The following is a 5,073-nucleotide window of genomic DNA, read 5'->3' on the forward strand; positions in this document are numbered from 1 at the left end:
GTTTTTTTCGATGCCGATAATGATAAAGACCTTGATCTTTTTGTAGTGACAGGTAGTAACGAGTTTTTGCCAGGCGCGTCAGAACTTCTGGATAGGTTGTATATCAATGATGGAAAGGGGAATTTTACAAAGGATAGCCAGCGGCTTCCAAACCTGACCGATAATGGTGCTTGTGTAGCCGTTGCAGATTTTGATCTTGATGGCGATGTCGATATTTTTGTTGGAAACAGAATGGTTTCTGGTAGCTATGGACTCGACCCGCCAAGTTATTTACTCATAAACAACGGTGCCGGGAGTTTCAAAAACTACACCAAGCGATATCTGCCTAAAAATGAAATAGGAATGATTACAGATGCTGAGTGGGCGGATGTGGACAGCGACAAATACCCGGAGCTAATCGTCGTTGGAGATTGGATGCCAGTGACGATTTTTAAAAACAACAAGGGCCGAAAATTTAGTGAAACGCAGCTGCCAAATTCTGAAGGCTGGTGGAACAGTATTAAATCTGCAGACCTGGATGGCGATGGCGATTTAGATTTTGTTCTAGGCAATCTCGGTACAAATTCACGCATAACAGCCAGTGTATCGAATCCAGCAGAATTAATTGTTGCAGATTTTGATAGGAACGGGACGATTGAACAGATCATTTCTTGCTACACAGAAAACGGCAAAAGTTACCCGATGGTTTTAAAAAGTGATTTGCAAAAGCAGGTCCCCATCATTAAGAAAAAATTTGTTAAGTATGGTGATTATGCTGGAAAAACAGTTAAAGAGATTTTTACTGAAGAGCAATTGAAGGGAGCTGTTTTTAAAAAAGTCAGCAACCCCAGTTCATCACTATTAATTAATCAGGGTAAAATGAAATTTTCTTTGAAGGCACTACCATTGAGGGCTCAATTTTCCGCTATACATGCTACAGAAATTACAGATTTTGATAATGATGGGATTAAGGATTTAATACTGACCGGTAATTTTTATGATGTCTTACCGGAAATCGGCAGATTTGATGCTAATCATGGTTTGGTGTTGAAGGGAAAGAAAGGGCTTAATTTTGATGTTTTATTGCCCGCTGAATCCGGAGTTCTTGTAAAAGGTCAGGTACGTAGATCCGGGATTATAAAAAATTCGGCAGGAAAAGATATAGTCATACTTGCCAAAAACAATGATAAGCTTCAGGCAATAGGTTTCAGACAAAAACCTTCTAATTAATTAAAAAAACGATAAATTAAGCTATTAGATATACCTTGAATATAACGTACATTATAAAATCGAATGTTGATGGTTACGTCTGGTTGATAATGACAATATTCATTATAGGCGCGACATCATGCAAGAAAAAGCAGTCGGATCCAGCAGAAAAGCCTCTTTTCAATATAGTCGACTCATCCCAAAGCCAGATAAATTTTAGTAATAAGCTAAAAGAAGATGATGATTTTAATATTGTTAGCTATCTGTACTATTATAATGGGGGTGGTGTAGCTTCAGGGGATTTAAATAACGATGGATTGCCCGACTTGTATTTTGTGTCTAATCAAGGCAAGAATAAACTCTATCAAAACCTTGGCAACTTCAAATTTAAGGACATTTCTTCCGATGCAGGGGTAGAGGGTTTTGCAGACTGGCAAAACGGGGTGACCATGGCCGATGTAAATGGTGACGGTTGGCTGGATATCTATGTTTGTGCGGTGGGTAATTTCAAAGGGCTCGAAGGCGCTAACGAGCTGTACATAAATAACGGAGTGGGCGCAGATGGACAAGTTACTTTTACCGAGAGTGCAGCTGAATACGGATTAGATTTTACAGGCTTCTCTACCCAGGCTGCATTTTTTGATTATGACAGAGACGGCGATCTGGATATGTATTTGTTAAACCATGCCGTGCATACATCCCGCAGCTACAACCGCGTGAGTGCACGTAATTTGAGAAACAATGAAGCAGGCGATTATTTGTTTGAAAACCAAATGAGTCAGCAAAAGGGGAAACCCAAAACATCGGCTGTTACTAAATTTAAGGACGTTAGCGATCGGGCTGGGATTTATGGAGCAGCTATGGGATACGGCCTGGGACTTGTTGTGTCCGATTTCAATAATGACGGATGGGATGATATTTATGTAGCCAATGATTTCCATGAAGATGATTACTATTATTTGAATAACAGGGACGGCACGTTTAGCGAGAGTGTTAAAGATCATTTCCAACATATCAGCCGTTTTTCCATGGGATGTGATGCCGCTGACATGAATAATGATGGTTTTTTGGATATTATGACCCTCGACATGTATCCCGAAGATGAAACTGTCGAGAAATCCTCTATGGGCGAGGATCCTATCGACATATTTTTATTTAAACTTCAGTTTGGTTATTTCAACCAATACAGCCGCAATTGTTTGCAGTTAAATTTATCAGGCCAAAAATTTTCTGACATAGGCCTGATGGCGGGCGTAGCTGCGACAGACTGGAGTTGGTCTACTCTGCTGGCAGATTATGATAATGATGGGATTAAAGATATTTTTATTTCGAACGGAATAGTTAAAAGGCCCAATAACCTGGATTACATTAAGTTTGCTACACAGGATTCAATGTATTACTCGCCTAATATCTCCAAATCCTTAGATCAGAAAGCTATACAAATGATGCCTGAAGGCAAGGTGCATAACTATCTTTTCAAGGGTGCAGAAAATTTGCGTTTTATCGATAAATCACAGGAATGGGGTTTTGGCGAGGAAACAGTAGCGAACGGTGCGGTATATGTAGATTTAGATAATGATGGCGATCTCGACCTGGTTACCAACAATATTAATGAAACAGCTAAAATTTATCATAACAGCAGTGATGAACTTTTTAAAAATAATTATCTTAAAATAGCCTTAAAAGGAGAAAATTTTAATTCTTTCGGTATTGGCGCTAAAGTTTTTATTAAAAATAAATCGGGCGGGATGCAGGTCCAGCAAATGATGCCCACCCGGGGTTTTATGTCATCGGTTGAACCAAAACTGTTATTTGGATTAGGTAATAAATCAGAGATTGATTCCCTTTTTGTTATCTGGCCTGATGGTAAGGCAGAGACAAAAGTAAATACAAAAGCAAATACAACCCTTATCCTTAAGCAAAGCGATGCCAACTTAAGCTCTGAAGCCGTACTTCAGAAAATATTTCCTAAATCAGCTCCATTATTTGTTGACATATCAGCTACTGCAGGTATTGATTACAAGCATGAGGAAAATAATTACCTGGATTTTTATCGCGAAAGCCTTATTCCTTTTCAGGTTTCCACAGAAGGACCAAAACTTGCGGTAGGCGATGTAAACGGTGATGGGCTTGACGATTTTTATGCAGGTGGAGCTAAGTGGCAGGCAGGAAAGCTATTTATTCAGACGAAGCGGGGAAAGTTTGTTTCATCGAACAAGTCAATTTTCCAGACAGATTCTACATATGAGGATGTCGATGCAATCTTTTTTGACGCCGACAATGATAAGGATCAGGACCTTTATGTGGTGTCGGGAGGGAATGAATTTTATGGTAAAATGCCGGAGCAATTTGACCGTTTATACCTCAACGATGGTAAAGGTAATTTTACGAAAAGTAAAGGCTTGCCTGCCATGTATGATAACAAGAGCTGTGTAAGGGCCGTAGATTTTGATGGGGATGGCGACCTTGATTTGTTTGTTGGTGGAAGGGTGACGGGGTTCCAATATGGTATCAGCCCCAATTCTTATCTGCTGATTAATAACGGGAAGGGTTATTTTAAAGATGCCACCGCGCAGCTTGCGCCTTCGCTAAGGAAATGCGGAATGGTAACAGATGCAGTTTGGGCCGATTATGATAAAGATGGTGACCCTGATTTAATCGTTGTTGGCGACTGGATGCCGGTAAAAATATTTGAAAATAGCAATAATAAACTTTCCGAAAACAAATCTTCTAAAGTATTGGACGCCGTCAATGGATTCTGGCAAACAATTAAGGCCGAAGATTTTGATCGGGACGGAGACGTTGATTTCATTGTAGGCAATCTGGGTACTAATACGAAATTTAAAAAAGGGAATAGTTCCGGTTTAAAAATGTTTGTCAAGGATATTGATGGAAACGGAACTGTAGACCATATTCTTACCTACAGAAAAGGAGAAGAATGGTATCCCGTAGCCTCAAAAGATGAATTGGGTAAACAGATGCCGTTTTTGAATAAGAAGTTTACCAATTATCAGCAGTTTGCTGGCAAAACCATTGATCAGTTATTTAGTGCCGATGAGCTGAAAGATGCCCTGATTTTGGAGGTAAATAAGTTTGCTTCGATTTATCTAGAAAACAAGGGCAATAAACAATTTAATATTAAAAACCTGCCTGAGGAAGCGCAGGTGTCTAAAATATTTTCTTTTTCAACAAATGATGTGGATGGAGATGGTGCTATAGATATACTGCTGGGAGGTAATTTTTATGGAGTAAGTACCTACCAGGGACGGTATGATGCAAGTTATGGTCTGATCTTAAAGGGAAATGGTAAAGGTGCATTCAAGCCTGTTTTGCCTACTCTTTCAGGGTTTTTATTGAACGGTGAAGTAAGAGACATAAAATCTCTTAAAACTGCTGGAGGAGAAATTTTCCTCGTGGCCACCAATAACGCACCATTGCAAGTATTTAAAAAACTGAATACGCTTTCTGGTAAATAACTCATCAATCTGTTTTATATCTAGGCATATTATATTCTAATAATTTTTGGCGAAATCGTAAATTGCATGTTGTAGCAGGTTATATTGAATATTAAATCTATGTGGAATATAACGCTTAGTCGTTAAAGGGCTGCGCCGTAATCAATAAATGATGAAGTTTAAGTTTCGTTACATTGTAATTCTGTTAATAAATATTCTAATTGTTGGAGGATGTAAAAAGCAGGTAGAAAAAGAGGAACCGAGCAATACCGCTTTTATCCATAATGCTATGGGAAAACTAACGTATGTAATGGTGCATGATATTTTTTCTCCGCCGGTGGCCAGCCGCATCTACGCATATTCCAGTATCGCAGCTTATGAAGCATTGTTGCCTCATTATCCCAATTACCGTTCTTTAAGTGGACAGTTG

At 39.1% G+C, this 5,073-nt stretch carries 2 protein-coding genes and 1 pseudogene; all 3 read left to right on the forward strand.

From position 1 onward, the window contains the following. A partial coding sequence (locus tag WBJ10_RS01145) for an FG-GAP repeat domain-containing protein (RefSeq protein ID WP_424287722.1) occupies positions 1 to 1,209 on the forward strand: 1,209 nt, incomplete at its 5' end. Positions 1,210 to 1,298: 89 nt separating this feature from the next. Further along, positions 1,299 to 4,664: a VCBS repeat-containing protein gene (locus WBJ10_RS01150; protein WP_424287723.1), complete on the forward strand. Its 3,366-nt coding sequence runs from the start codon at positions 1,299 to 1,301 to the stop codon at positions 4,662 to 4,664. Positions 4,665 to 4,812: 148 nt separating this feature from the next. Beyond that, positions 4,813 to 5,073: pseudogene (locus tag WBJ10_RS01155) on the forward strand (hypothetical protein); the annotation flags it as partial.

It is taken from the genome of Daejeonella sp. (genome assembly GCF_049655485.1).
In the GTDB taxonomy this organism is placed as follows: domain Bacteria; phylum Bacteroidota; class Bacteroidia; order Sphingobacteriales; family Sphingobacteriaceae; genus Daejeonella.